This window comes from Pseudomonas sp. SIMBA_041 (genome assembly GCF_046535095.1).
Classification (GTDB): Bacteria; Pseudomonadota; Gammaproteobacteria; order Pseudomonadales; family Pseudomonadaceae; genus Aquipseudomonas; species Aquipseudomonas mucoides.
Window position 1 is genome coordinate 1 of the sequence record NZ_JAWRXJ010000050.1, and the last position, 446, is coordinate 446.

Annotated in this window: 1 protein-coding gene; it reads left to right on the forward strand. The window is 33.4% G+C overall.

The annotated features are described in order from the left end of the window. Positions 1-446, forward strand: a 446-nt coding sequence (locus SB725_RS30175) for a hypothetical protein (RefSeq protein ID WP_410923021.1), incomplete at both ends; no start/stop codon positions are given.

Below are 446 nucleotides of genomic sequence, written 5' to 3' on the forward strand. Positions count from 1 at the left end.
TTACTGATTTAGAGACTGAAGTTAAGATTGATCTGGAAAGTTCTTCAGCTGCTAGAGCAAAACAGTTGGATGTTGATGCGCAATTAGAATTAACAAATGAATTAGTAAGATTTGTAGCAAATCAAGGTCAATTTCAAACATTACCGTATAATGTGGGCTTAAATAATCAAGATGCTCTTGCCGGTATTACTTCCTATAATCAATTAGTTTTACAAAGAAACAGATTATTAGAATCAGCAACAACAGAAAACCCTGCTGTAGTTGATATTACAAGACAGATAGGAACTATGCGTTCATCAATAGTACAAAGTCTACAACGAAATAAGGCTGGGCTCGAGCTAGCAAAGAATGAATATTTAGGAGAACAAAATAAGGTTTCAAATAAAATATCGAAGCTACCATCTATTGAAAAGTTGTTTAGGGGTATTGAAAGACAACAACAGATA